At 64.8% G+C, this 25,424-nt stretch carries 17 protein-coding genes; 6 read left to right on the forward strand and 11 right to left on the reverse strand.

From position 1 onward, the window contains the following. Nucleotides 1-111: 111 nt before the first annotated feature. Genes VM621_RS11125 through VM621_RS11135 form a run of 3 tightly spaced genes read right to left on the reverse strand, consistent with a single transcriptional unit; the run spans nt 112 to nt 3,406 of the window. Entirely contained in the window at nt 112-1,746 is a 1,635-nt protein-coding gene (locus VM621_RS11125; RefSeq protein ID WP_325469018.1) for a pseudouridine synthase, read from the reverse strand. After that, complete coding sequence (gene scpB / locus VM621_RS11130; protein ID WP_325469019.1) at nt 1,743-2,561, reverse strand: SMC-Scp complex subunit ScpB; 819 nt, start codon at nt 2,559-2,561, stop codon at nt 1,743-1,745. Before scpB ends, VM621_RS11125 begins: the two co-directional genes overlap by 4 nt. A gap of 41 nt (nt 2,562-2,602) precedes the next feature. Next, the gene (locus tag VM621_RS11135) at nt 2,603-3,406 is read right to left on the reverse strand and encodes a ScpA family protein (RefSeq protein ID WP_325469157.1); all 804 of its coding nucleotides are present in this window, start codon (nt 3,404-3,406) and stop codon (nt 2,603-2,605) included. Nucleotides 3,407-3,798: 392 nt separating this feature from the next. Between VM621_RS11135 and dinB the strand changes: the two genes are divergently transcribed. Continuing rightward, entirely contained in the window at nt 3,799-4,986 is a 1,188-nt protein-coding gene (dinB, locus tag VM621_RS11140) for a DNA polymerase IV (RefSeq protein ID WP_325469020.1), read from the forward strand. A 132-nt stretch (nt 4,987-5,118) separates the two neighbouring features. Then, nucleotides 5,119-5,478, forward strand: coding sequence for a PilZ domain-containing protein (locus VM621_RS11145; protein ID WP_325469021.1), 360 nt, complete (start codon nt 5,119-5,121; stop codon nt 5,476-5,478). A 326-nt stretch (nt 5,479-5,804) separates the two neighbouring features. Here VM621_RS11145 and VM621_RS11150 read toward each other — a convergent pair whose 3' ends face one another. Further along, complete coding sequence (locus VM621_RS11150; RefSeq protein ID WP_325469022.1) at nt 5,805-7,502, reverse strand: AMP-binding protein; 1,698 nt, start codon at nt 7,500-7,502, stop codon at nt 5,805-5,807. Nucleotides 7,503-7,866: 364 nt separating this feature from the next. Further along, on the reverse strand, nt 7,867-10,617 hold the full coding sequence (gene acnA, locus VM621_RS11155; protein ID WP_325469023.1) for an aconitate hydratase AcnA: 2,751 nt from the start codon (nt 10,615-10,617) through the stop codon (nt 7,867-7,869). A gap of 221 nt (nt 10,618-10,838) precedes the next feature. On the opposite strand from acnA, the gene VM621_RS11160 reads away from it, so the two are divergent. Further along, a complete protein-coding gene (locus VM621_RS11160; RefSeq protein WP_325469024.1) occupies nt 10,839-11,768 on the forward strand; it encodes a LysR family transcriptional regulator in 930 nt (309 codons plus the stop codon). Between the two features lie 3 nt (nt 11,769-11,771). Here VM621_RS11160 and hflD read toward each other — a convergent pair whose 3' ends face one another. From hflD to VM621_RS11175, 3 genes are all read right to left on the reverse strand, one after another. After that, entirely contained in the window at nt 11,772-12,398 is a 627-nt protein-coding gene (gene hflD / locus VM621_RS11165; RefSeq protein ID WP_325469025.1) for a high frequency lysogenization protein HflD, read from the reverse strand. Nucleotides 12,399-12,471: 73 nt separating this feature from the next. After that, a complete protein-coding gene (mnmA, locus tag VM621_RS11170; protein WP_325469026.1) occupies nt 12,472-13,569 on the reverse strand; it encodes a tRNA 2-thiouridine(34) synthase MnmA in 1,098 nt (365 codons plus the stop codon). Continuing rightward, nucleotides 13,566-14,054 carry an NUDIX hydrolase gene (locus VM621_RS11175; RefSeq protein WP_325469027.1) on the reverse strand — a complete coding sequence of 163 codons (489 nt, stop codon included), beginning with the start codon at nt 14,052-14,054 and terminating at the stop codon, nt 13,566-13,568. The genes mnmA and VM621_RS11175 overlap by 4 nt, the downstream gene beginning before the upstream one ends. Nucleotides 14,055-14,179: 125 nt before the next feature. On the opposite strand from VM621_RS11175, the gene clpS reads away from it, so the two are divergent. Together clpS and clpA are read left to right on the forward strand one after the other, a co-directional pair. Continuing rightward, complete coding sequence (gene clpS / locus VM621_RS11180) at nt 14,180-14,512, forward strand: ATP-dependent Clp protease adapter ClpS (RefSeq protein ID WP_046966087.1); 333 nt, start codon at nt 14,180-14,182, stop codon at nt 14,510-14,512. A gap of 77 nt (nt 14,513-14,589) precedes the next feature. Beyond that, entirely contained in the window at nt 14,590-16,857 is a 2,268-nt protein-coding gene (clpA, locus tag VM621_RS11185; protein ID WP_325469028.1) for an ATP-dependent Clp protease ATP-binding subunit ClpA, read from the forward strand. A gap of 348 nt (nt 16,858-17,205) precedes the next feature. Here the strand turns inward: clpA and infA are convergent, their stop codons facing one another. After that, on the reverse strand, nt 17,206-17,424 hold the full coding sequence (gene infA, locus VM621_RS11190) for a translation initiation factor IF-1 (protein WP_019466733.1): 219 nt from the start codon (nt 17,422-17,424) through the stop codon (nt 17,206-17,208). 87 nt (nt 17,425-17,511) lie between these two features. After that, the gene (locus tag VM621_RS11195; RefSeq protein WP_325469029.1) at nt 17,512-17,787 is read right to left on the reverse strand and encodes a polyhydroxyalkanoic acid system family protein; all 276 of its coding nucleotides are present in this window, start codon (nt 17,785-17,787) and stop codon (nt 17,512-17,514) included. A gap of 139 nt (nt 17,788-17,926) precedes the next feature. On the opposite strand from VM621_RS11195, the gene VM621_RS11200 reads away from it, so the two are divergent. After that, nucleotides 17,927-18,694, forward strand: a complete 768-nt coding sequence (locus VM621_RS11200; RefSeq protein ID WP_325469030.1) for an FHA domain-containing protein — start codon at nt 17,927-17,929, stop codon at nt 18,692-18,694. A 29-nt stretch (nt 18,695-18,723) separates the two neighbouring features. On the opposite strand, the gene VM621_RS11205 is transcribed toward VM621_RS11200, so the two are convergent. After that, nucleotides 18,724-25,413, reverse strand: coding sequence for a neuraminidase-like domain-containing protein (locus tag VM621_RS11205; RefSeq protein ID WP_325469031.1), 6,690 nt, complete (start codon nt 25,411-25,413; stop codon nt 18,724-18,726). Nucleotides 25,414-25,424 lie beyond the last annotated feature (11 nt).

Below are 25,424 nucleotides of genomic sequence, written 5' to 3' on the forward strand. Positions count from 1 at the left end.
GAAGCGGCTCCCACAATCGCCGCTGAAGCGGCTCCCACAATCGCCGGCATAGCCGGCTCCCACAGGCATAGCCGGCTTCTACGGGCGTGGCCGGCTGTTACGTCATGGCTCTTAGCGGTTGCCGCCGCGGTTACCGCCGCCGCCGCTGCGGTTGCCACCCTGGCCGCCGCCGCCGGGACGACCGCCACGGTTGCCGCCTGGACGCGGGCCGGCGCCACCGCCGCCGGCGCGGTTACCGCCGCCACCTGCACGGTTGCCGTTGGCGGCACCGCCGCCGGCGCGATTGCCACCACCGCCGCCACCGGCGGCGCGATTGCCGCCGAAGCCGCCACCGCCGGCCGGTGCGCGATTGCCGCCACCGCCCGGTGCGCCGCCCGTACGCGGGCCGCGATTACCGCCGCCACCGCCGTCGAAGCGTGCGCCGCCGCCGGTGCGATTGCCTTCGGCACGGCCCGGACCGCCGGGACCCGCGGCGCGATTGCCGCCGCCGGCACCCGGACCGCCAGGACGGCCACCCGGACGCGGACCGCGGTTGCCAGCGGTATTGCCAGCCGCATTGCCGCCACCGGTGCGGCTGTCGCCGGCAAACCAGGTGCGGATGGACGGCAGTTCCTGACCCGGCGCGACGCGACGCGAGCGCTGACCACCGCCTGCGCCACCACCGCCCCGCTCGGGACGGGCGACGTTGCCGTTCACTTCGCGACGCGGAGCGCCCTGGCCACCGCCACCACCGGGACGACCACGACCACCGCCGGCGCCACCACGGCCGCCACGCGGGTTGTCGTCGCGCAGGCGATCGAATGCGGTCAGCTCACGTGCTTCGTCATGACGGCCCGAGCTCCAGGCGCCCGCGGGGCGGCCGTCTGGCTTGTACTCGGTGACATGACGCGGGGCGCGACGCTGGTGCACCACGGCGCTCAGGGTGAGTACCGGTGCGGGAGCACCGAGACCGGCGCGCTCGCGCAGTTCCTTGATCGCGGTTTCGTCGAGGTTGTCGCTGTCGCCGCGACGCAGGGCGCGCGGAAGTTCCACGCTGCCGTAGCGGATGCGCTTGAGGCGGCTGACCAGGAAACCCTGCGAATCCCACAGGCGACGGACTTCGCGATTGCGGCCCTCGCGAATGGTCACGCGGAACCAGCTGTGGCTGCCGCCGCGGCTGATCGTGGCGATCTCGTCGAAGCGGGCGGGGCCGTCTTCGAGCTCCACGCCGGCCTTGAGACGCTCGATGGTCTCGTCGGGCACCTCGCCATGAACGCGGCAAAGGTACTCACGCTCCAGGCCGCTCTTGGGATGCATCAGCGCGTTGGCGAGTTCGCCATCCGTGGTGAGCAGGAGGAGGCCGGTGGTGTTGATGTCCAGGCGACCCACGGCGACCCAGCGCGCACCCTTCAGGCGCGGCAGCTGTTCGAACACGGTGGGGCGGCCCTCGGTGTCTTCGCGCGTGGTCACCACGCCTTCCGGCTTGTGGTAGACGATGACTTCGGCGTCGTTGCGGTTGTCGGTGGCGACGACGAACTGCTTGCCGTCGAGGACCACGCGGTCGCCGGCATGCACGCTCGCGCCGATGGTGGCGGCGGTGCCGTTGACTTCGACTTCGCCCGCCTGGATGCGCTGTTCGAGCATGCGGCGCGAGCCGAGGCCGGCGTTTGCCAGCACCTTGTGCAGGCGCTCTTCGAGCACGGTGCCATCGTCGGGACGGCTTTCGCCGCGCTTAAGGGATAGAACGGAACGTTGCGGCGCACTCATGCGCGTGACTCCTCGGTATCTTCTTCGGCGTCGTCTTTGGCGACGTCGCCTTCGGGGTTCTCTGCCTCTTCGGCAGTGGCGGAAGCCGCGGCGACATCGTCGCCGGCAGGCAGCTGGTTCGCGACCTCGACCGTGTCGTCCTCTACGGACGGGGTCTCGGTGGCGGTTGTTTCGGATGCTTCGATATTCGTGGGGCTCTCGTTATCCGGGTCGACCGACAGGGTGGCGCCGACGCGCGCGTGCGCGGGGATGCCATCACCTTCGAACCGCATCTGCGGATTGATCTCTTCCAGATCGCGGATCTCGGAGAGCGGGGGCAGGGCGTCAAGCGACTTCAGGCTGAAGTAGTCGAGGAACCCCCGGGTGGTGCCGAACAGGGCCGGCTTGCCGGGAACATCGCGGTGGCCGACGACGCGGATCCATTCGCGTTCCTCGAGCGTCTTGATGATGTTCGAGGAAACCACCACGCCGCGGATCTGTTCGATTTCCGGGCGGGTAATCGGCTGGCGATAGGCAATCAGCGCCAGTGTCTCGAGCAGCGCGCGGGAGTAGCGGCTGGGCTTCTCGGCCCACATCCGCGACACCCAGCCATGGACGTCGCGCCGGACCTGGTAGCGCCAGCCCGAAGCGACTTCGATCAGTTCGACGCCGCGACCGTCGCAGTCGTGCGTCAGCGAGGCAAGGGCAACCACGATATCGTCCGTGGTGACCTCGTCCTCGTCGCCGAAGATCGCCTTCAACTGCGCGATCGTCATCGGCTGGGTCGACGCCAGCAGCGCCGCTTCCACGATGGGTTTCAGTTGTTCGGGTTGCATAGGCCTTCGGTGGTTCGATGATCGTGGGCCCTCGAGGGCCGTCAGGCGAGCGCCTCTTCGGGCTCGGCATCACGCAGTACCTTCGTCTTCAGGTAGATCGGCCCGAGGGCTTCCTCCTGGACGATCTCGACGAGCATTTCCTTGGCCAGTTCGAGCATAGCGAGGAAGGTGACAACGACCCCGAGTCGACCTTCCGTCACATCGAACAGCGTTTCAAATCGGTGGAACCCGCCGCGACCCAGGGATTCGAGCAGGTCGCCCATGCGCTGGCGCACGCTGAGCGGTTCGCGCTGGATCGCATGGTGCGTGAACAGGTCGGCACGGCCGAGCACATCCTTGAGTGCGAGCAGCATCTCCTTGAGATCCAGCGGGGGCGGCACGCGCACCACGTTGTGTTCGCCGACGAAGGCATGCACCACGGTGGTATCGCGTTCCAGGCGCGGCATTTCTTCGATATCGGCCGCGGCCCGCTTGAAGCGTTCGTACTCCTGCAGGCGGCGAACCAGCTCCGCGCGCGGGTCGTCCTCGATGCCTTCCTCGGTCGGCGGCCGGGGCAGCAGCAACCTGGACTTGATCTCCGCAAGGATCGCGGCCATCAGCAGGTATTCCGCCGCGAGTTCCAGTCGCATCACCTCGCGCATCATGTCGATGTAGTCCATGTACTGCCGGGTGATTTCGGCGACAGGGATGTCGAGGATGTCCAGGTTCTGCCGGCGGATCAGGTAAAGCAGCAGGTCGAGCGGCCCTTCGAACGATTCGAGGATGACCTCCAGCGCGTCCGGCGGGATGTAGAGATCCTGCGGCATTTGCAGCACGGGCTGCCCGCGCACGAGCGCGAGGGGCATTTCCTGCTGCTGCGGGACACCTGCGAAGGCACCCTGGGCTTTTTCGACCACCTGAACTTCGGTTGTCTCGTTAGTCATCGGCACACGTCAGAAGGGTCGCGAGTGCGACCAGGAACGTAACAATCGATGCCGTCCGGCGGCTATACCGCCACCTCACCCGGCGTGCCACGCATCGTCGCCGACGAGCGAAGGGCACTACCGCTGGACACCCCAGGAGGGTCACCGCCTGTGAAAGATCGTCGGGAGCGGTCCACTGCCGGTCCTCGAATACGGACCGGTGAGGGCGCGACGCCCGAATAAGTTCACCCGATTGACGACAGGGTATCGCCTGCGCCTTCCCAAGTCCAGCGGTGCGCCCGGCGGGCGCACCGTGGTTGCGGCACAATATCGGCATGCAGCAGGCTCCCCGCGCGATCATCCACGTCGACATGGACGCTTTCTATGCGTTCGTGGAAGAGCTGGACGACCCGAGCCTGGTCGGCAAGCCCGTGATCGTGGCGGGCCTGGGCCGCCGCGGCGTGGTCTCCACCTGCAACTACGTAGCCCGCAAGTACGGGGTTCGTTCGGCCATGCCGACCGCCGAGGCCCGCCGTCGCTGCCCGGACGGTATCTATATCTTCCCGCGGCACGCCCGCTACGCGGAAATTTCGGAGATCGTCTTTTCGGTGTTTGGCGAGGTCACCCCGATGATCGAGGGACTCTCCCTGGACGAAGCCTTTCTCGACGTCACCGCGAGCCTGCGCCTGTTCGAGTCGATCGAGGCCATCGGCCGCCGGGTCAAGGACGCTATCCGTGCACGTACGGGCCTGAACGCCTCGGTCGGCATGGCGCACAACAAACTGCTCGCCAAGCTGGCCAGCGAGCTGTCCAAACCGGACGGTTTCCTGCATATCCGCCCTGACGAGGTGCAGGGTTACCTCGATCCGCTGCCGATCGGCCGCATGTGGACGGTGGGCAAGGTGGCCGAGGAAGCCCTGCACAAGGTCGGCATCCGTACCATCGGCGATCTGACCCGCGCCGATGCCTGGCGCCTGAACAAGGCTGTGGGCGAGCGCCACGCCGCCCAGCTCCGCCTGCTGTGCCGTGGCGAGGATCGGCGAGCCGTGGTGACGGACGCGCCGGAGGTGTCGATCGGTTCGGAATGGACCTTCGACATCGACGTCGAAGCCTTACCGATCGCCGAAGCGTGGCTGTTACGCCAGTGCGAACGGGTAGGGGCGCGGGCGAGATCGCGTGGTGTCGATGCCCGCACGGTGTCGGTGAAACTGCGTGAGCCGCCTTTCCTCACCCACAGCCGGCAAGCGCAATTGCCCGTTCCCGGCAACGCTACGCCGGATATCTACGCCGTGGCACGTCGCTTGCTTCAAATCTGGTGGAATCAGCACCCACGGCCGAGGCTGCGACTGCTCGGCGTGACGCTTTCGGGGTTCGATGCCCGGCACGGCGATGAACAGCAGGACATGTTCGCAGCGCCGGTCTCGGAAAAACGCTCCGATGGCGTGCAGGACCGGATCAACCAGCGCTTCGGCGCCGGGGCCCTGGTTCGCGCGGGCGTGCTGAAGACGCGCGGTAGCGAGTGAACGCCGGCCCAGGCAAGCGAACGCTACGACTGCGCTAATGTGTCCGTTTGTGACACGTAAGGTAAGTCGTGCGGGGGTGCGGTCATGCCGAACTCGACGTATAAGATCCAGCAGGAACCGAAATGGACGGAAATGCAGATGTCTGACAAGGAGAGTTCGAACATGCGCTATCGCCACGCGCGGATGAAGGTGCAGACCGCGGTGTTGATGAGCCGCGGCGGCGAAGCGCACCCCACCGACCTGGTCGACATTTCGGCGACCGGCGCCATGCTGCGCCGACCACTCGGCTGGCGTGGCGAGCCCGGCCAGACATGGATCCTCGACATGGTCTTCGGCCACGACCTGCACATTCATATGGAAGCCATGGTGGCGCGCGTATCGGCGCGGCAGATCGGGATGGCCTATACCTTGATCCCCGAGGACAAGCAGGCGCCGTTATGGGAGCTGCTTGGCGGATACGCGGATACGCTGGAAGCCTGGACGGACGACTGATCGCCAACACCCATCGCCGCTGAAGCGGCTCCCACACAAGACCTGCGCAACTGCTGGTCGTGGGAGCTGCTTGGCGGATACGCGGATACGGTGGAAGCCTGGACGGACGACTGATCGCCAGCACCCATCGCCGCTGAAGCGGCTCCCACACAAGACCTGCGCGGTTGCTGGTTGTGGGGAGCCGCTCCTACACAAGACCTGTGCGGTTGCTGGTTGTGGGAGCCGCTCCTACACAAGACCTGCGCATTTGCTGGTTGTGGGAGCCGCTTCAGCGGCGATGGGGGCCTAAGAAAAACCCCGCTCAAGGCGGGGTTTTTCTGTCGGGATCAGGCCTGCGCAGCCTTACGCTTCGCCCGATCCTCATCACGCAGTTCACGACGGAGGATCTTGCCCACGTTGGTCTTCGGCAGCGTGTCGCGGAACTCGATCTGCTTGGGACGCTTGTAGCCGGTGAGGTTTTCGCGGCAGTACTCGCGGAGGGCTTCTTCGGTCAGCGACGGATCCTTGCGGACAACGAAGATCTTCACCACCTCGCCCGAGTGCTCGTCGTCGACACCGACGGCGGCCACTTCGGCCACGCCGGGGTGGCGCATGACGATGTCCTCGATCTCGTTCGGGTACACGTTGAAGCCCGACACGAGGATCATGTCCTTCTTGCGATCGACGATATAGACGTAACCGTTCTCGTCCATGCGGGCGATGTCGCCCGTGCGCAGCCAGCCGTTCGCGTCGAGCACCTTCGCGGTTTCGTCGGGGCGGTTCCAATAGCCCTTCATCACCTGCGGGCCCTTGATGCACAGCTCGCCCACTTCGCCAGTGGGCAGCACCTGGCCGTCGTCGGTCCAGATCTGCACGTAAGTCGAGGGGATCGGCAGGCCGATCGAGCCGTTGTATTCCTTCAGGTCCAGCGGGTTGATGCAGGCGGCAGGCGAGGTCTCGGTGAGGCCGTAGGCTTCGGAGAGCGTCACGCCGGTCGTCTTTTTCCAGCGATCGGCCACGCTGCGCTGCACGGCCATGCCGCCGCCGAGCGAGAGGTGCAGGCCGGAGAAATCGAGATCGGCGAAGCCCGGTGTGTTGAGCAGGCCGTTGAAGAGCGTATTGACGCCGGTGATGGCGGTGAAGCGCTCCTTGGAGAGCTCCTTGACGAAGCCTTTCATGTCGCGCGGATTGGTGATCAACAGGTTGAGCGCGCCCATGCGCGTGAACACCAGGCCGTTCGCGGTCAACGAGAAGATGTGATACAGCGGCAGCGCGGTGACGATGATCTCCTCACCGGCCTTGGCCGACCCACTGATCCAGGCATCGGCCTGGAGCATGTTGGCGACCATGTTGCGATGGGTGAGCATGGCGCCCTTGGCGACACCGGTGGTCCCGCCGGTGTACTGCAGGAAGGCGATATCGTCGTGGCCGACGTCGGTCTTCGGCATCGGGTGCGACTTGCCGCGGGCGAGAGCGTCCTTGAAGCGGACAGCCATCGGCAGCTTGTACGTCGGCACTTCCTTGCGAATGCTCTTCACGACGAAGTTGATGATGTTCCCCTTGGGGAACCCGATCATGTCGCCGACTGCCGTGGTGATGACGTTCTTGACCTGGGTGCCGTCCAGCGCCTGTTGGGCGGTGGCGGCGAAGTTGTCGAGGACGACCAGCGCCTTCGCGCCGGAATCTTCGAGCTGGTGATGCAGTTCGCGCGCGGTGTACAGCGGATTGGTGTTGACGACGGTCAGGCCGAGGCGCAGGGCACCGAACAGCACGATCGGGTACTGCAGGAGGTTCGGCAACATGATCGCGAGGCGATCGCCCTTTTTCAGTCCGAGTTCGCCGGACAGGAAACCGGCGGAGGCGGCCGAGAGTTCGTCGATCTGGCCGTAGGTGAGGACCTTGCCGAAGTTCTTGTAGGCAGGGCGCTCACGAAATTTCTGAAAGGACTCTTCGAAGACGGCCGCCACGGAGCGGTACGCGTTGACGTCGATGTCGGCGGGAATGCCGGCCGGATAGTGGTCAAGCCACGGACGCTCAATGCTCATGGATCGGACGAACTCCTGAAAAGACAGTCGTACGGCGGCCTGTCGTACGATCGCGGCATTGGAGCATACGCGCGCGTATAGCGGCAAGCCGCAACGCAGCGAGCCAGCATGGGGCAGGCTTTGTGTGCCAGCCCTTTAGATACAGGCAGGCTTTGTGTGGGAGCCGCTTCAGCGGCGATAGCCAGGTTGCGCGAAAGCCATCGCCGCTGAAGCGGCTCCCACACAAAGCGTGTCCATCCAACTGATCTACACCGCTTGCTCATCCAGCTGGTCCACATCCAGCTGGTCCACATCCAGCCATCCGGCCCACACAGACAGGCACAAAAAAAGCCCCGGTTTCCCGGGGCTCTTCTCTTGGTGCTGCTTACGCGGCCTTCGCCAGCTGGCGAAGCACGTACTGCAGGATGCCGCCATGGCGGAAGAACTCGCGCTCCTTCGGGGTCAGCAGGAGCACCTTCACGGTGAACTCCTTGACCGAGCCGTCCGGACGCGTGGCCTTGACCGTCGCCGTCTTCGACTCGCCGCCATTGAGGCCGGTGATGTCGAACACTTCGTCGCCCTTGAGGCCGAGCGTCTGCGCGTTCTCGCCGTCCTGGAACTGGCAGGGCAGCACGCCCATGCCGACCAGGTTGGAGCGATGGATGCGCTCGAAGCTCTCGGTGATCACGGCCTTGACGCCGAGCAGCAGGGTGCCCTTGGCCGCCCAGTCGCGCGACGAACCGGTGCCGTATTCCTTGCCGGCGAGAACCACCAGCGGCGTGCCATCTGCCTTGTACTTCATGGCGGCGTCGTAGATCGCCATTTCTTCGCCGGTCGGGATGTACTTGGTGTAGCCGCCCTCGACGCCGTCGAGCATCAGGTTCTTGATGCGGATGTTGGCGAACGTACCGCGCACCATGACGTCGTCGTTGCCGCGACGCGAACCGTAGGAGTTGAAGTCCTTCGGCTCGACACCCTTGGAGATCAGGAAGCGACCCGCCGGGGAGTCCTTCTTGATCGAACCGGCCGGCGAGATGTGGTCGGTGGTGATCGAGTCGCCGAAGATGCCCATGGCGCGCGCGCCGTGGATATCCTCGATGGTGCCGGCTTCGGCGGACATGCCGTCGAAGTAGGGCGGGTTCTTGATGTACGTGGAGTCGTCCCAGGCATAGGTCTGGCCATCCGGCGAGGCGATGGCGTTCCAGCGGCTGTCGCCCTTGAAGACGTCGGCGTAGCTCTTGCGGAACATTTCCGGATTGATCGCACCGGCGATCGCATCGGAGACTTCCTGGTTGGTCGGCCAGATGTCCTTGAGGTACACCGGCTGGCCATCGCTACCGTTGGCGATCGGATCCTTGGTCAGGTCGATGTCGAGCGTACCGGCCAGCGCATAGGCGACGACCAGCGGCGGCGACGCCAGGTAGTTCATCTTCACTTCGGGATGCACGCGGCCTTCGAAGTTGCGGTTGCCCGAGAGCACCGACGCCACGGCGAGGTCGCCCTCGGCGATGCCCTTGCTGATTTCGGCCGGCAGCGGACCGGAGTTGCCGATGCAGGTGGTGCACCCGTAGCCGACCACGAAGAAGTTCACCTTCTCGAGTTCCTCGAGCAGGCCGGTCTTCTTCAGGTATTCGGTGACGACGAGCGAGCCCGGTCCGAGCGAGGGCTTGACCCACGGCTTGGCGGTGAGACCGCGCGCGGCGGCCTTCTTCGCGACCAGGCCGGCGGCGAGCATCACGGCCGGGTTGGAGGTGTTGGTGCACGAGGTGATCGCGGCGATCACGACCGAGCCGTCGTTGATGTAGAACTGCTTGCCGTCCTTTTCGACGAGCACGCCTTCGCTCTTGCTGACGGTGTTGGCCGGGTTGCCGACGGCGGTGGCGCCACCTTCGTTGCTGAAGCTGTCGACGTCGTCGCCGTTCTTGCGCTTGCGGTTCGCGGTGAGCGGGCCGACGGCGTCGAGGAAGCTTTCCTGTACGCCTTCGAGCAGCACGCGGTCCTGCGGACGCTTCGGGCCGGCCATCGACGGACGCACATCGGCGAGGTTCAACTCGAGCGTGGTGGTGAACTCGGCTTCCGGGGTGTTGGCGTCGTGCCACAGGCCCTGGGCCTTGGCGTAGGTCTCGACGAGGGCGATCTGGCTCTCTTCGCGACCCGACAGGCGCATGTAGTTCAGCGACTCCTGGTCGATCGGGAAGATGCCGCAGGTCGCGCCGTATTCCGGGGCCATGTTGGCGATCGTTGCGCGGTCGGCGAGCGGCAGGTTCGGCAGGCCTTCACCGAAGAACTCGACGAACTTGCCGACGACGCCGAGCTTGCGCAGCATCTGGGTGACGGTGAGGACCAGGTCGGTCGCGGTCACGCCTTCGCCGAGCTTGCCGGTCAGACGGAAGCCGACGACCTGCGGGATCAGCATGGACGAGGGCTGGCCGAGCATGGCGGCTTCGGCTTCGATACCGCCGACGCCCCAGCCGAGCACGCCCAGGCCGTTGATCATGGTGGTGTGCGAATCGGTACCGAACACGGTATCCGGATAAGCGAAGGATTCACCGTCGACCTCGGCCGTGAAGACGACACGGGCGAGGTTCTCCAGGTTCACCTGATGGACGATACCGGTACGCGGCGGCACGACCTTGAAGTTCTTGAACGCTTTCTGGCCCCAGCGCAGGAACGAGTAGCGCTCCTGGTTACGCTCGAACTCGATCTCGACGTTCTGCTCCAGCGCGCTTTCCGAACCGAACGCGTCGACCTGCACCGAATGGTCGATGACCAGTTCGGCCGGCGCCAGCGGGTTGATCTTGTTCGGGTCGCCGCCGAGCTTGGTGACGGCGTCGCGCATGGCGGCCAGGTCGACCACGCAGGGCACGCCGGTGAAATCCTGCAGGACCACGCGGGCGGGCATGAAGGAGATTTCGATCTCCGGCTCGGCCTTGGCGTCCCACTTGGCCACCGCCTCGATTTCCTTCGAGGTGACGTTCAGGCCGTCTTCCTGGCGGAGAAGGTTCTCCAGCAGGATCTTCATCGAGTAGGGCAGGCGCTTGATGTCGAACTTGTCGCCGAACTTGGCCAGGCTGGCGATGGTGTGGCGCTTGCCGTTGACTTCGATGCTGTCTCGGACTGAGAACGAGTCTTTCATGCTGTACTCCTGGCGTGTTCTTAAGCTGGGGAGGCCTGACGCCCCCGATGGGGACGCCAAAGCGTCGATTATCGCGCAGTCTGGCCTCCACGTGCGACCGCCGTGAGACCGGTGACCGGCTAGAATGGCGGGTTCGTGGCGCATGCCGCGCGAATTCGGCGGCGAAAGGATGGAGCGGGCGGGCGATGGGCGCAAACGTATTTGATGGCACGCAGCGTTCGATGATTTCGATGGCCCTGTCATCGGTGTCCTTGCGCGACCTCGCCCTGGTCCAGGCCGTGGCCCGGGAAGGCAGCTTCAATAGTGCGGCCCGCGCCATGTACATCAGTCCGTCGGGCCTCTCCCACCAGGTGCAGAAGGTGGAGCAGGCACTGGGCATGCCGCTGTTCGAGCGCGGCGGGCGCAAGGTGGTGCCGACGACGAGCGGCCAGCGGCTGCTCGGCTATATCGAGGCCGTGCTCGGTGCGGCCGAGCATCTCGAGCATGCGGCCCGGGCCGGCGATGTCGCCTTCGGTAGCGAGCTTCGCCTGGGCGTGCCGTCCACGCTGGGGCCTTATCTATTGCCTCATTTCATCGAGCCCTTTCCCCTGCGCTTTCCGGGTGCCCGGCTGACGATCTCCGAAGGCAAGCCGCGGGGGCTCCTCCGGCGTCTTCACGAAGGCGAACTCGACGCCGTGCTGGCGCCGCCGAGCGCGGCGATCACCGGCCTCGAGTCGACGGCGTTGTTCTTCGAGCCTTACGAACTCCTGCTGCAGGCCGGGCACGCGCTGGCCGGTCGACGCGCCATCGCGCTGACCGAACTCGATGCCGCCGATGCGACGCTGATGGCCGAGAGTCACGGCAATGGCGTCTCCGACCTTGGCATGCCGGGGGCGGCGCGGCCCGAGCGGATTCAGGATCTGAGTATCGAAAGCCTGGCGACCCTGGTGGCCCTGCGCGGGGGCTACACCCTGGTGCCGATCCTCGCCCACGACCGCCTGGGGTCGATTCCCAACGTGGTGCTGGCGGCGGTCGAAGGGGCGCGGCCGGGGCGGCATATCGCGCTTTACTGGCGCAGCGCCACGCCATGGCGGGACGACCTGGCACGCTTCGGCAATCTGCTGCGCGAACTGGCCGGGACGATCCCGGGGCTCGATGCGGCGGCGGCCTGACGCTCAGCCGCCGTCGTCCAGCGTCGAACCGGTCAACAGGCCCCGTGCCAGCATCGCGCACTGTTTCCGGTAAATCAGCAACTGCCACTGACGCCCCCCCAGCTGGTGCCAGAGCACCGCCGAGCGCGCGGAGGCGAGCAGCGCCGAACGGACCCGATCCACAACGGCCTTCTGCTGCAGGTGGGCCGGCGTGCCGGTGACCATCACGCGCGGCTTGAGCGTGGAGAGGGTCGAGGCGTAGACCTCGGCCAGGCGTGCGGTGACGTTCGCATGGTTCATGCCGAAGTGCTCGACCTGGCGCTGCGTGGCGACCACGCCCTCGCGCAGGCGCTCGAGCAGCACGCGGTTGCGTGACAGCGAGCGCTCGAGGCGCAGCACGGTGATCGCCATGCGCATGACGGCCACATCGCGTGTCTCGTCGTCGAACTGCGCGACCAGGGTGCGCAGGCCACGGCGCACGCCGCTCACGCCGCCATAGACCGATGCGACCGAGTCGGCGTCGATGCGGAACACGCTGCCAAGGCTGGCTTCGAACGCCACCTCATCGCAGCGGCCATCGGTGGCCAGCTGCTGGGCCAGGGCGGCGCCCTGGAACACCCCGGCGAGAGCGAGGACGCGTTCTTCGTTCATGGATGAAACTCGGATAGGGAATAAAGAGGTTGTAGGAGCCGATTCGTCGGCGACCCCAGGGGCGCGCGGCGCCTCACGCGGCCAGCCCCCCGTAAGGCGCGTCGGTGGCCGCGATCACCGCGCCGCCGAGGCAGGCCTCGCCGTCGTAAAGCACGACGGACTGGCCGGGGGTGACGGCGCGCTGCGGTTCGTCGAAGGAAACGTGCAAGGTGTCGCCGCGTAATTCGACCGTGCAGGCCTGGTCGGCCTGGCGGTAGCGTGTCTTGGCCGTGCAGCGGAACGAGAGGCCAGGTGCCTCGCCGGCGACCCAGGTCACGTCGCTCGCGATCAGCCGTGTGGACTGCAGCCAGCGGTTTTCTCCGCCCTGGGCCACGATGAGCGTGTTCGCCGCGACATCCTTGCCGACCACGTACCACGGCTCGTTCGGTGCGTCGGCGCGCCCGCCGATACCCAGGCCGTTGCGCTGGCCTAGCGTGTAATACATGACGCCTTGGTGCTCGCCGATCGTGCGGCCGTCCGGATCGACCATCGGGCCGGGCTTGGCTGGCAGGTACTGGGCGAGAAAGGCGCGGAAGTCGCGCTCGCCGATGAAGCAGATGCCGGTCGAATCCTTCTTCGCATGCGTCGGCAGCTCGGCCTCGCGGGCCAGCTCGCGGACCAGCGGCTTCTCGATCTCGCCGACCGGAAACAGGGTGGCGGCAAGCTGCTTCTGGCCGAGCGCGTGGAGGAAGTAGCTCTGATCCTTCGCCGCATCCACGGCGCGCAGCAGGCGGTAACGCCCATTCTGGAAGTCGACGCGAGCGTAGTGGCCGGTCGCGATCTTGTCCGCGCCCAGGGCCTGCGCATGCTCGAGGAAGGTCTTGAACTTGATCTCGCGATTGCAGAGCACGTCCGGGTTGGGCGTCCGGCCGGCGGCGTATTCGGCCAGGAAGTAGGCAAACACGCCGTCCCAGTACTCGCCAGCGAAGTTGCGGGCGTGGAACGGGATGCCCAGGCGCCCGCAAACGGCCACGGCATCCTTGCGGTCGTCGTCGGTGGTGCAGGGGCCGGAGCGGTCGTCTTCTTCCCAGTTCTGCATGAACATGCCCTCGACCTCGTGCCCGGCCTGCTGGAGCAGGAGGGCTGCGACCGAGGAATCCACGCCACCGGAGACGCCGAGGATCACCTTCACGGGGCGGCCCCGGGCAGCATGCTGGCGACCGTGTCGAGCGGCAGGCGCCGGCCGTCCAGCCAGGCGTCGATCGTCGAGAGGATCAGCGGGCTGCGCAGGCGCGCGCCCATGGCCTCGATCTCGTCGCGCCGCAGCCACAGGGCCCGACGGATGCCGCTATCCAGCGAGCGGTCCGGATCGTAGGCCACGACGTGGCCGGCAAACCCGAAACGCAGCACCTGCTCGCCGTGCTCGTGGCTGGTCCACTGCCAGACGCCGAGGAAGGCATCCAGGGCGATGGTATGACCGGTTTCCTCCAGCGTTTCGCGCACCGCCGCTGCCTGCAATGTTTCACCCGGGTCGAGGTGGCCGGCAGGCTGGTTGTAGGCGATCTCGCCAAGGACCTCTTCCTCGACCATGAGGAAGCGATCGCCGCGCGCGACGACGCAAGCCACCGTGACACGGGGGCACCAGACGTTTTCGGCCAGGGAAGAGGAGGTTGGCATCGGCTGATTGGGGGGGGAGGGGCTCTGGTAAAAGGCATATTGTGCCATTACCTGTTGATGTCGACCCCAAAGTGGTCGGGAAACCGGTGTATATAATCGAATCGCGTACCGAAGGTTCTTAATTAATGTCCCAGGAACACGAACACGATCAGGAAAGCGACCGCGGCCACGGCCTCGCCATCGAAACGACGCGCCCGGAGACGGCGCGGCCGCCGCTTTTCCAGGTCGTGCTGCTCAACGACGATTTCACCCCGATGGACTTTGTGATCGAGGTTTTGCGCAGCTTTTTTGGCATGGACCAGGAACGTGCGGTCCAGGTCATGCTCCACGTACACACCCGGGGTAAGGGCGTGTGCGGCGTTTTCACCCGCGAAGTGGCAGAAACCAAGGTGACCCAGGTCAACGAATACTCACGGTCTCATCAGCACCCGCTGTTGTGCACTATGGAAAAGATGTAGCCGATACCCCATCTGGTGTTCATGCGGCAATGACAGGGGCTGGTCCCCGCCGCCCACAGCTATCGGAGACGGTCCGTATGTTCAGCAAGGATCTCGAAGTCACCATTGGGCACTGCTACAAGCAGGCCCGGGAACAGCGCCACGAATTCATGACGGTCGAGCACCTGCTGCTTGCCTTGACTGAAAACACCTCCGCCCTGGCCGCCCTGCGCGCCTGCGGCGTCGATCTGCCGCGTCTGGCGGCCGATCTCCAGCGGATCATCGCCGAAACCGTGCCGGTGCTTCCGGCCGGGGACGAGCGCGATACGCAGCCCACGCTGGGTTTCCAGCGGGTGCTGCAGCGCGCCGTCTACCACGTGCAGTCCTCCGGCCGTAAGGAAGTCACCGGCGCCAACGTGCTGGTCGCGATCTTCGGCGAAAAGGACTCCCACGCGGTCTATTTCCTGCATCAGCAGGAAATCACCCGCCTGGACGTGGTCAATTACATCTCGCACGGCATCGCCAAGATCGGCGACGAGTCGGCGGCCCAGGCGTCCAATCCCGAACGGGATGGCGAGGAAGGCAGCGAGGGCAAGGGCAATCCGCTCAGCGAATACGCCAGCAACCTGAACGAACTTGCCATCCAGGGCAAGATCGATCCGCTCATCGGCCGCGAGGACGAAGTCGAGCGGACCATCCAGGTGCTCTGCCGTCGGCGTAAGAACAACCCGCTTTATGTGGGTGAGGCTGGCGTGGGCAAGACCGCTCTGGCCGAGGGTCTGGCCAAGCGCATCGTCGAAGGCCAGGTGCCGGAGGTGCTGGAAGACTGCACGATCTGGTCGCTGGACCTCGGCGCCCTGGTGGCAGGCACCAAGTACCGCGGCGACTTCGAAAAGCGCCTCAAGGCCGTCATCGCCCAGCTCAAGAAGCAGCCGAACACGATCCTCTTCATCGATGAGATCCACACCATCATCGGTGCGGGTTCCGCCTCGGGCGGCACCATGGACGCTTCCAACCTGATCAAGCCGATGCTGGCGTCGGGTGAGCTGCGTTGCATCGGTTCGACCACGTTCCAGGAATTCCGCGGCGTGTTCGAGAAGGACCGCGCGCTGGCTCGTCGCTTCCAGAAGATCGACGTGGTCGAGCCCACCGTGGCCGACTCCATCGAGATCCTGAAGGGCCTGAAGAGCCGGTTCGAGGAACACCACTCCGTGGAATACACCGGTGAGGCGCTGCGCGCCGCGGTTGATCTTTCGGTCAAGCACATCCCCGACCGCCTGCTGCCGGACAAGGCCATCGACATCATCGATGAAGCCGGCGCGCGCCAGCGCCTGCTGCCGGAAGACCAGCGCACGGGCAAGGTGGACGTGGCCGAGATCGAGTACATCGTGGCCAAGATGGCACGCATTCCAGCCAAGCAGGTATCGGCCTCGGACCGCGACGTGCTGCGTAACCTCGAGCGCAACCTGAAGATGGTGGTGTTCGGCCAGGACGCGGCGATCGAGGCCCTGGCTTCGTCGATCAAGATGGCACGGTCGGGCCTGGGCGATCCGTCCAAGCCGATCGGCAGCTTCCTGCTCGCTGGCCCCACCGGCGTCGGCAAGACGGAAGTGACCAAGCAGCTCGCCATGCAGCTGGGTATCGAGATGGTCCGCTTCGACATGTCCGAGTACATGGAAGCGCATTCGGTCTCGCGCCTGGTCGGTGCGCCCCCGGGCTATGTCGGCTTCGACCAGGGTGGCCTGCTGACCGAGCAGATCACCAAGCATCCGCACTGCGTGCTGTTGCTGGACGAAATCGAGAAGGCCCATCCGGACGTCTACAACATCCTGCTCCAGGTCATGGATCGCGGTGTATTGACGGACACCAACGGTCGCGAGGCCAACTTCAAGAACGTCGTGATCGTCATGACCACGAATGCCGGCGCCCAGCTGGCTTCGCGTCGCGGCATCGGCTTCATGAAGCAGAACCACGCGCCGGATGCCATGGAGACCCTGCGCCGCATGTTCACGCCGGAGTTCCGTAACCGTCTCGACGCGATCATCCAGTTCAACGCCCTGGACTTCGACCACATCCTGCGCGTGGTGGACAAGTTCCTGATCGAGCTGGAAGCCCAGTTGACCGAGAAGAAGGTCAGCGTGGACGTGACGCCGGAAGCCCGTCGCTGGTTGGCCGAGCATGGCTTCGACCCGCAGATGGGTGCCCGTCCGATGGCCCGCGTGATCCAGGACAAGGTCAAGCGTGCACTGGCCGACGAACTGCTCTTCGGCAAGCTGGCCGAAGGCGGCAAGGTCACCTTGTCGGTCGAAGGCGACGAGCTGCATGTGGAGACGGAGTCGGCGGAGCCGGCGGCTGTGACCGCCTGACGGCGGTCGTGTCTTGATTCGCCGCTGAAGCGGCTCCCACAGAAAGCGGCTCCCACCGGGGTAACTGCCACAGAGGTAACTACCCCGGGGTAACTACCTCAAAGGTAACTACCTCAGAGGTAACTACCTCAGAGGTAACTACCACGGGGGTAGCCATATGTGGGAGCCGATTTATCGGCGATGGATGCTGCATGTGGGAGCCGATTTATCGGCGATGGATGCTGCGACACGGTAGGATCGCCGATGAATCGGCTCCTACAACAGCAATGCGGTTCCATCAGGGCACCGCCGAGACACGAAAAAAGGCCGCGCACTGCGCGGCCTTTCTCGTTATCGCATCAACGTCGCTTACTTCATGCGGTAGGTGATGCGACCCTTGGTCAGGTCGTAGGGGGTCATTTCGACCTTCACCTTGTCGCCCGTCAGGATGCGGATGTAATGCTTGCGCATACGGCCGGAGATGTGGGCAGTAATGACGTGCCCGTTCTCGAGCTGCACGCGGAACATGGTGTTGGGCAGGGTCTCCTGGACCGTGCCTTCCATTTCGATGACGTCGTCTTTTGCCATGTGTTCCGGGTCGGATGAACGGCCGGAGTGGCCGCATAAGTCCATTAGTATGCCACAGCCGGCCTTTGCGGGCCAGCCGGGGGCGGGTCAGGCGAACTGCTCGTCGAGCTTCCTGCGGATCTCTTCCTCGATCGTGCCCTTGAGCGGGGAGAGCAGCATGCCCAGCTCGGCGGTCACGTGCACGTCGCTCGGCGAAACGGCGATGGCGCCTTTGACGCCGGAGCGCTGGAAGGTAAGGGTGTCGCCGTCCCAGCCACCTTCGGTACCGAACTTCTCGCGCATGCGCTCGGCCACGCGTTCGACCACGGCGCGCGCCTCGGCCACGGTCTTGCCGTGCGGGCGGCGGATATCGATCTTCGCCATGGGGCGTCCTCGTCGATGGGAAAGCGCCGGAGTCTATCAGGCCCGACGTCACGTGACGTCGACACTTACGACGACACCTTTGCGTTCAAACAGATACCGCACTCTGCTAAAGTTGCTTCGTCAACGTCCCGGTTCCTCCATGCGCATCGAATTCGTCAGCTCGGCTCGCGGTGATTTCCACTGGTCACGGCCCGTCCTCACGATCGGTCGCGCGGAGGACAACGACCTCGTCGTGTCCGAGACCCAGGTTGCCGCCCGTCATGTCCGCATCCAGCGGGACCGTCGCGGTCTGGTGCTGGAAGTGGCACCGGAAGCCGGGCGGGTGTACGTCAATGCGCGGCCCGTGCGCGAGCGCGCGCTGCTGCGCCCGGGCGATAGCCTCTCCCTCGGCGATTGCCGCATGCTCATCCGCGACGATGCGGACCTCGATGCCCGGGATATCCACGAACCGACCGAATCGCGCTGCACGCTGGCGCTGCGGCCGGTGGCGGGTCCCCTTTCGGGTCGCGTCGTGCCGGTGCGCGACCGGCTCGAGCTCGGTGCGTCCCACGGGGCGATGCCGCTGGAACTGCCCGGCAACGATGCCGCGTTGCTGACCCTGGTCTGGGAAGCCGACGAGCTTGTCCTCGACGCGTCGCGCGTGCCTGCGCGGCATGCGGTGCGGGTGAACGGCATCAAGGTGGTCCGCGCCGCGTTGCAGCCCGGCGACCAGATCGGTATCGCCGCCCATCGTTTCGTGCTGGACGCGCCAGGCTGGGCTGCGGAACCGGTCGTGGTGATGGCCGAGCCGGAGCCCGAGCCCTTGCCCGAAGACACGGCGGGTCCGCGGGGCGAGGTCTGGTGGCTGATCCTCACGGCGGCCGTGCTGGCGCTGGGTATCGCAGCGGTGCTGTTCATCCATTTCTGAGCGTCGGCTCTGTCCGGCACCTTGCTCGTTCACGCCGACTGGTCCTTTCGGATGGTGTAGCGAACATGCAGGATCACGTCGGTGATGCTGCGCAGCATGTCCTCCTGCTTGCGCGACGTGCCGTTGGGGAAGCGCAGGCTCAGCGTGCCGGTATCGTCGACCGGTATGCCTTCGAACGGCAGGTACTTTCCGTCGTTGAAATCGAGCACGAACTGGCCGCTATCGGCGAGGCCACGCGAGAGGGCGACCGCCGTGCATCCACTGGGCAGTTGCGCGGCCGCGCCGCCGGCATAACCGAGCACCGCGCGAATGTCCTCGTACGGTCCGAGCACGGCGGGGAGGGTGACGGCGATCGACCTGATGCGCCGTTTTGTCCCCAACTGCATGCCCGAAGGGTAGTCGTCGAGGATGCCCGCGTCTTTCAGTACGAAGGACAGTGTCAGGACATCTTCTTCATAACCGACGGTCAGCTTCCCTTGGTTGGCCGCAGGTGCCTTCGTATCGAGTGCCTCGGCGATGAGGTCGCCAAGCGACTGGCCTGCCAGTGCCCCGAGCGATAGCGTGCGCTCGACCTCGAGGGCACGTTGATCCCACGTGAGGTAGGCACGCTCCAGTCGTTGCAGCCCGAGCGCGAGGCTTTCGCCGGCGAGCAGACCCTGGTAGCGGTCGTCCCACGCGCCAGGCTGAAAGAACGTGCCGCCATCGTCGGTTTCGAACTGATAGGCCTTCTGCGCCCAGCTGCACAAGCTCAAGGTGGCGTCATACAGTTGGTAGTACAGCGTGCTCACGCGGCCGGCTTGCCAGTTGAACAGGTCCTTGCCGGTGAAACGTGTCGTGAGCGTGTCGAGCACCGCCTGGGCGTAGCCGTGCTCGATGTCCATCTGCGTCGCCTGCTTCAGTGCCTGATCGTACGCCGCGGCGTTGGCGGCGATCTGGGTATCCAGCTGTGCGATTTCGAAGGCCGCCTGGCTGCTCTGCAGTTGCCATTCCTCACGGCGTCGCTGGAATCCGGCGACCATGTCGAGCGTGCCGGCGGTCATCTCCAGGACGTTCGCCTCGGTGGTCAGGCCTTCTGCCACGGCCCGCGCCACCGCACTCCATGTGGTGCCGCCTACGCCGGCGGCCATGCCGGCGATCCAGGTGTTGGGCACCATGTCGAGGGCCGCTGCCGTCACGGTAGCGCCGACACTGCCGTGAAGTAGGATGGGGGCTGCGGTACGCATGCCCATGCTCGCGATCTCGGCGGCGTTCATGAACTGGCTGACGAGACCCGCGTAGTGGCGCTGTCGTTCGCTGGCCTGGGCACGCGCCACCTGCAGCCCCGTCGCGGTGTGTTCGAGTACCTTGATCTGCAAGGCATGGGCCTTGCCGGTCAGCTCGTGGATCTGCACGGCCTGGGTCTGCTGGAGCACATTCAGCGCGTCATAGTCGCGACGTTCGAGGATGCCCTGCAAGTTCGAACCGAACTGCATCAGTTGCTGGACTGCCGCGCGGGCGCGGTCGTGCAATACGAGGAAACGGAAGGCGGGCAGGGTGACTGCTCCCGCGTCGAAACCACCGGCGCCGGCATCGGCGGCGAGCCGGCGCTGCTGGAGGTCGCGCGGCGAGACAGGGGTTTCATAGAGGGGGAGGTGCAGGGGTTGCCCGTCTAGGGAGAGGCCGTGACGCAGGTTGTAGAGGCGTTGCGCGAAACGGTCCCACCAGACGAGGGTGCCCTCGTCGACCGGCGCCAGGAAGACGCCGTCGACGATGCGCACCTGGCCCATCTGCGTTGGCGGCAGCGCGACCGAGGCGTCCCCGACCAGCGTCTCGAGCGCGTCGAGCGCGGGATTGGTTGTCGCGGCGGCCACGCTCAACGTGGGGTCCGTCCAGACGCCCGGCAGCAAGCCGTGGAAGTAGGGCCGCCGTCCGAGCATCTGGCTGGCCTGCACGTACCACATCTTCGCTTCGGTCATGGTGTCGCGCGTCTGCTGGCGATAGGCCATGTCGCCGCGATTCATGTACAGCTGCATCCAGCGTTGGTAGACGGCGAGCTTGTAGTGCATCGGGTCGGACATGGCCACGGCGTCGGGATCGTCCGTGCCCGTCGATAGGACCGGTCCCCAGGCCGTGTCTTCCTGCAGCGGACGAACGTTCCAATAGCGGACGTTACCGTTGGGGTCCGTGTCGAGGTTGCCTTCGGCATCGACGTAACCCGAGGGCGAAAAGATGCGACGCAACCAGGTTTCCGCCTCGTCGAAGCGTTGTTCGTCGAGCAGGCGGCAAGCGATGAGGAAGGGGGCGTGGAAGAAGAGCTCCCACATGTAGCTGGCGGCGCCGCCGATCCAGCGAATGGGGTGTGTCATGAAGCCGGGAGCATTGCTCGGTTCGACGAGCATGGTTTGCGTCGCATACGAAAGAAGCGAATCGACGCCGTGGCGAATCCTTTCCTGCAACACCGGCGCTGCCCGGGTCGACAACCAGTGGCGATGGTCTCTATCGGGATAGTAGGTATCCGGAACAAGCGTCTGATATCCCGGCACGCCGGTGCCGATGCCCTGCAATGAGGCATTGGCCCACCACACCGTGGTCCAAGGTATGTCGGCCCCGAAGACGCCGGCTATGCTCCATTGGGCGGTCCATAAACCCTTCCATGTTCGTCCCACGGGGAGACGGCGGCTGCCGCCGGCAGCAATGGCTCCGAAGGCGAGTGTCAGCTCCTCGGCATCGTCAAAATACAGGGTGAGGGTGACGGGCTTTATTGCGATTAACGGTGCCTTGACCTCGATATCGAACAAACCGTCGCTTGATATAAACGCCTCTATCGTCATTTCCGGGTCGGTTGTCTGGTACTTCGGACACCTTGGACCGGCCAACGCATTTCTACGGACTTCACGAACCGCTCCATCTCGCGGCCATGGGAAGAGGAAGACGCCGCCCGGACCTGGACCCGCAATAAGCGACCTGTTGAAGGAGCGGAGGGCGCCGGGCAGTGTGGGATCTGCCTTTCGCGGCGCGACGAACAGAAGGTGCTCCTCACCATATTGCTCATAGACTGTGACAAAGGTTCCCGACAAGTCCTCGTCAGTCCGGGCGATAGCGTGTTCGTAGGTTACCCACGTGTGATCGTTGCGTAGGCTCGCTATGTTGACGTAGAGCTGAAGATCTTCTTTAAGCGCTGCATTATCCAGCACCAAGGCGTCTATCTCGGGTAGGGTGGTTGCAACGGTGGATGAAGTGACGCCCGTCGTTTTCCATGTCCACCAAACGACCCGGGGGGCGCCCGAGAAATACACGATGGAAGGTTGTTCACCTGGCTTACTGTACGGAGGTATATCGGCTTCGACCGGAAGCCACTCGGTCCACGCCGACGGCGCCTCGACAGTCGCCGGACCGGTCTGCCGCCAGAAATAACGCACCGGTGAATCGTTGTTCCTGCCCAGGAAGAGGATGGGGGAATCCATAGCCGTCCCCATTTGAAAACCATCGATGTACTCGATATCGAATACGGTGCGAAGGGCATCCAGGTAGGCGAAGAATGCATCTTCGGCGCGCTCTCCGGTCAACCGGCCCTGGCTGAGTGCATCCTCGAGTGTGCGAAACGACTTTGTCTTGGTGTATCGCAACGTCGGGTCGATATAGCTGGCGGGGTAGCGCAAGAGTCTTTGCAGTCCTGCCCAGGTGCCATAGCGTTTGTTATACGCATCCCAGAACGCAAAGTAGCCACCCGGGCGCATTTCCGTCGCTAGTGCGTTTCCCAGCACACTGGGCTCCAGGCCTTCGCGGCAGCGGTGCAAGTACAGCTGAACGCTGGAGATGGCCTCGGCGACGCGAGATGTCGTCACCTTCGCGGACACCTGTGCGTCGATCAGCATGTATTCGTAGAGGTCGTCCGCTGTTTTGATCTTTGGCTTCAGCGCCTCGGGCACGACATTGTGGAGGTAGTACCGGAGCAGGGCGTCGCGACGACGTTCGACGAGCTGCTCGGTGAGCTCATTCGATTTCGAGGCGCTGGCATGGGAACGAACGGCAGCGAGAACGGCCGCGGATAGCGCCTCGCGCGTACCGTGACTGTCGGACAGATCGGTCATGTTTACCAGGGTGTGCATGACGCCGAGCTTCTCGGGGGATAGTTCGAGCTGCTTTGCCACGGCGATCCACTGAGAAAGCTGTCGAACGTATCGCATGTCCCGGAGCGTGTCGGTCGGCGTGTGGCCGATGATCGTCCATACGCCGGTCGCGAGTTCGGCTTCCCATCCATTCAGTTCGGCGAAGTGCGCGAGAAGATACGCCGGATTCTCGGACGCCGGCGGTGCGACTGCGCTGTGCCCCAGATGAAGCCGGGCTTCTGCCGCCGATCCTGTCAGCGCATCGCGCCATTCTGTGTAGTTGAACAGCCAGAACACGGTCTCCAGCGTCAGCGGAGGAATCTCGCTACTGCACAGTCGCGATGTGCCGTCCCTGGGCGCGACGATCAGGGCGATGTCCTGTTCCTGCAAGCCGGTCAGGTGGCAGGCAAGGGCGAACTGTCCGAGCAGGTGGCAGTACTGCACGGGCCTGGGGCCGATCTCGCCGAGCGATGTCGGTGCGGAGGCCTTGTAAGGACTGGCGATGTCTTTCCAAAACTGTTCGCTCGAGTAGTCCTTGAGCTCCGGATCCATCGTGGCGATGACCCGATCGATCCAGTAGATCATGGCCCGGGCGACGCCAGCGGTCAGGCCAAACTGCGCGCCGACGTGTCGGGCCAGCTGGTCTTGCATGAACTCATCGTCCGACGCCTTGATGGAGGCGAAGTCCCCCGCATCGCCGTTGGTGCTTGCGTGCAGATTGGCGATGAACTGAAGGATGTCTACCGTCGCCGTGGTGCGGTGCTTTGTCGACACCAGTGCCATCAGGGTGGGTATGTCGATCTCGCGTTCGCGCAGCCAGTCGGTGCAAGCCAGCGTGCGCAGCAGAATATGCTGTGCGCTGTCAAAGCGATCCGTGCCCGCGGCCTGGCATAGCTTGCCCACTATGGCGCCGGGTGTGGATTCCATGCAGGACCATAGTGCAAGCCCTTCGTCCACGTTGAGGCCCGCCAGACGCGGGATGTGGACCAGTCGGTACAGCGCGCCCCAGAAATCGAGAGACTGCGAGATGACGACGTGTTCTGCCAGTTCCTTCTTCGTGGCTAGGCAAGCCAGCTTGCGCAACGTTTGCAGGTCTATGCCGAGACCTTGTGCGAGTCGTGTCGGTGTGGCGCTATTCCCGGCCGGGTCGGGGGCCGTTCCGAAATCGATGTTCCTGCCGAGTTCAAGCAAGAAATCGCGTTGAAAGAGTTCTTCAAGAAACGGCGACTTTCGTCCCTTGGTGTAGAAGTTGATGTTGCCGACGAGGGCGGCGAACACGTCGACAGTCAAACCCGAACGATCGTGTAGACGCAGGTATGTAGCAATGCCTCGAAGTGTCGCGCTCAGCGCTGAACCTGAGTCGCCACTTTGCGCGTAGATCCAATCGATTTCCTCGTAGGTCAGGGGAACGCGAGCCTTCAGCCGCATGAGGCGGTGGAGATACTCGGGGTGCTGCCCGGTCATGTTCACGAACGCCCCATAGGGGTCGGGAGCATCGGGTGCCGCATCGAAGGTGACGGAGGGGGAAGGGCGTTTGGAATTCAGGAACTTCGCACCATATGCCGCGGGTTCGGCGATGTTGTTGTTCTCTTGGTTGCCTATGTTAGCCCGCGTCGTGGCAAGTACTTCATGGATGTCGGCGAGTGAGCATCGCGATCGGTCGATGATGTCACTGGCTGCTACGACGGCAGGATTTGATCCACCCCAGTGGCGCGCAGTGGCCGCGGGATCGTCCGCAACGGTGTTGACCATCATCCCGTATTCACCGGGCGACAGATCGAGGCAGGCTCGAACCACTTCGCCGGAAAAAGTGCTGCGGTGCTGTGCCGCCGGATCGGCACCGATCTGAAAGCTGCCATGATCCAGCTCGCCCAATGCCTGGCGAACCCGCACTTCGTCGGTTCCCAGCGCACGCATCCCCAGGCTAATCTCATCGGCGCGCACGTCGTACGGCAGGCCGAAGGGAAACACCGCACCGGCGATGAGTTGATCGGCGGTGTCCGTCGCCGTCGTCGAACCCTCGATGCCACGCGCAAGAATCTCGTTGACGAGTTCTAGCGTCGGCAGTTCGGTATCCATGCGCGCCTGGGTCAACGGGAGCCCTTGGAGATCGGGGCGCCGCTTGTCGATGTGGTACTCGCTTGTCGTGGCGTGCAGTTTCTTCGCCACGCGGTACAGGTCGACCAGGTAGCTCGCCGGCGAGAACAGCGAAGCCACCGAGTCCGGTGCGGGGAACAGGCCTGCCCTGGCGAACCAGCTTTCGTAATCGCCGCCGTCTCCGATCGACAGCGCCTCCATCCGCTCATGCGAACCGCCGGATGCCAGTTTCGGCAGGGTCCGGCTGGCCGGCTCATCGCGCGCGATCAGCTCCGTATGCAGGCGAACCAGGCCCGAAGCCCGTTGCAGGGCTAGGTCGTACAGCTCCCGGGCCTCCGCTTCGCTCGTCTCGTCGCTTCCCATGCGTGCGACAAAATCGCCGCGTTCCTCGCGGACGACATCGAAGACGGAGTGGATCCCCCTCTCGCGCAGGCGCTGGAGGGCGGTGGGCTGCTCGACGGCCGGCGGAACGGGCTGGTCGCTCATGACAAGGTCCTTTTGTCTGATATCCCGACGCCGGTTGGCGCCTTCCATGGATGGGCTGG

It is taken from the genome of Luteibacter sp., from assembly GCF_035539195.1.
Classification (GTDB): Bacteria; Pseudomonadota; Gammaproteobacteria; order Xanthomonadales; family Rhodanobacteraceae; genus Luteibacter.

Bases quoted from the DNA above. Each gene is read 5' to 3' on its own strand.
- hflD (WP_325469025.1), bottom strand. From the start codon at position 12,398: ATGAACGAAGAACGCGTCCTCGCTCTCGCCGGGGTGTTCCAGGGCGCC.
- VM621_RS11175 (WP_325469027.1), bottom strand. From the start codon at position 14,054: ATGCCAACCTCCTCTTCCCTGGCCGAAAACGTCTGGTGCCCCCGTGTC.
- VM621_RS11125 (WP_325469018.1), bottom strand. From the start codon at position 1,746: ATGAGTGCGCCGCAACGTTCCGTTCTATCCCTTAAGCGCGGCGAAAGC.
- infA (WP_019466733.1), bottom strand. From the start codon at position 17,424: ATGGCAAAAGACGACGTCATCGAAATGGAAGGCACGGTCCAGGAGACC.
- scpB (WP_325469019.1), bottom strand. From the start codon at position 2,561: ATGCAACCCGAACAACTGAAACCCATCGTGGAAGCGGCGCTGCTGGCG.
- VM621_RS11160 (WP_325469024.1), top strand. From the start codon at position 10,839: ATGATTTCGATGGCCCTGTCATCGGTGTCCTTGCGCGACCTCGCCCTG.
- VM621_RS11200 (WP_325469030.1), top strand. From the start codon at position 17,927: ATGCGCATCGAATTCGTCAGCTCGGCTCGCGGTGATTTCCACTGGTCA.
- VM621_RS11145 (WP_325469021.1), top strand. From the start codon at position 5,119: ATGCAGATGTCTGACAAGGAGAGTTCGAACATGCGCTATCGCCACGCG.
- VM621_RS11150 (WP_325469022.1), bottom strand. From the start codon at position 7,502: ATGAGCATTGAGCGTCCGTGGCTTGACCACTATCCGGCCGGCATTCCC.
- clpS (WP_046966087.1), top strand. From the start codon at position 14,180: ATGTCCCAGGAACACGAACACGATCAGGAAAGCGACCGCGGCCACGGC.
- acnA (WP_325469023.1), bottom strand. From the start codon at position 10,617: ATGAAAGACTCGTTCTCAGTCCGAGACAGCATCGAAGTCAACGGCAAG.
- dinB (WP_325469020.1), top strand. From the start codon at position 3,799: ATGCAGCAGGCTCCCCGCGCGATCATCCACGTCGACATGGACGCTTTC.
- VM621_RS11195 (WP_325469029.1), bottom strand. From the start codon at position 17,787: ATGGCGAAGATCGATATCCGCCGCCCGCACGGCAAGACCGTGGCCGAG.
- clpA (WP_325469028.1), top strand. From the start codon at position 14,590: ATGTTCAGCAAGGATCTCGAAGTCACCATTGGGCACTGCTACAAGCAG.
- VM621_RS11135 (WP_325469157.1), bottom strand. From the start codon at position 3,406: ATGCCCCTCGCGCTCGTGCGCGGGCAGCCCGTGCTGCAAATGCCGCAG.
- VM621_RS11205 (WP_325469031.1), bottom strand. From the start codon at position 25,413: ATGGAAGGCGCCAACCGGCGTCGGGATATCAGACAAAAGGACCTTGTC.